Annotated in this window: 1 protein-coding gene; it reads right to left on the reverse strand. The window is 47.9% G+C overall.

Features of this window, described 5'->3' with window-relative positions:
- Positions 1-1,577 (reverse strand): transglutaminaseTgpA domain-containing protein (locus IQ270_RS30130; RefSeq protein WP_228056841.1); only part of this gene is annotated, 1,577 nt, incomplete at both ends.

The raw sequence follows: 1,577 nt of genomic DNA on the forward strand, positions 1-1,577 counted from the left end.
CCCTCCACCGGCGGCAACTTCCCCAGCCAGCGGCGGTAGCGCCACTTGCGCCACCCTTGCCAAATTAACCAGCCAAGAAACCCAAAGGCGATCGCACCAATCAAACCAGTAAACAACCCCGCCCAACCCTTCGCAAACTGTCCCAGAAGCCAGCCCAGAATCAAACTGATCCAGCCAATTACAAAACCGATAACTGAATCGAGCCCGCTTCTGAGAGGCGTTGGCAGCCAACCCGCGATCCACTTCCAAAAAGATTCCAGCGCGCTAAAAGTCTGGTTGTCTTCCACCGAAGCCGGAATCAGCGGATAACCGGGAATCGGATTAAAACCAAACCAGCCGTTATTGGGAAAATATACCTCCGTCATCAAGAAAGCGTCGGTATTTTTGACAATATACAAACCTGTAAACGGATTGAATTCTCCCGTGTCGAAACCGCCAGCCAGTCGCGCCGGAATCCCGATCGACCTCAGCATAATTGTCAGTACCGTCGAAAAGTGGTCGGGATATCCGCCTGTTACCTTTTTACCGTCTTGAGTTTTTTGATAACCAAACAGAAAACTCTCAACTAAATCTTCACTTTCTTCTAAATAAGGCAAGGCTTTGACAATTTTGTAATTCGGGTTTTGCTTCAAATATTGAGCTAAGTACAGAGCTTTTTCGTAAGGAGAATCGATCGCCCTATTTGACTGAGATACTCTTGTTCTCGCCAACAAGATTTCTTCAGTTTTTTCTCGCACCTTTTTCGCAATTTTCGGCGGCACGTCCAAATAGAACTTGCGAATATTTTTCGGGTAGTTAGTACCTGTTTGTCCCAACAAAGAGCGATCGCGAAACGGCACATTAGAAATCACCGTGTAAGTCAAACCATCCGCCAATTCCACAGGCGATCGCAAACCACCCTCCGCATCAACCGCCACCTCTGTCGTCGGAAAATAAAGTTCCTTCGGCTTGTTTAAAGCCGGAATCAAATTCGGCAACTGAGCAATAATAGTATAACTTTGAATCACCTCTTGAAAGCGGGGCGCATTGGGAAAAGGATTTAGATAAAATTGATAAGACCAGCGAGGTCGATTCACCTTAAAAGCGCTGTCGTTGCGAGAAATTTCCCAACCCTGACCGGTGTATTTATCGAATCCCAACACCCGCCAAAAACCCGCCGCCTGCGATCGCACCCGCATCACCACTTGAGGTTTCATTTCCCCCCGCAAATTTTGATTGATGCGCTGGTTGAAACCGTAATAAAAAGTAGAGTCTACCTCTCCCGGCCCTTTTTCTGGGTTTCGCCCCCTTCCTCCGCCAGTTCCTTTTTGATTTCCCCCTCTGACATACCCCGGATTGGTAATGCTGCGCGAGTCAAACTCCCCCTGATATTCAATAGGAGCACTCACTGGAAAAGTCCGCAATTGATAACCGGGGAGGCGCGGCAAAAACGCAAAAATAGCCAGCCCCAACCCGACAGTTATCGACAGCAGCAAACTCAAATACTTGGGGGATAAAGTAGCAGTAAATAGCGACCAATTGTTTTTTTTCTCTCTAGCTTCTGCAGCAGCAGGGATGTTTTCTACCTTCGAGAGTCC

This window comes from Microcoleus sp. LEGE 07076 (assembly GCF_015207455.1).
Classification (GTDB): Bacteria; Cyanobacteriota; Cyanobacteriia; order Cyanobacteriales; family Microcoleaceae; genus Microcoleus.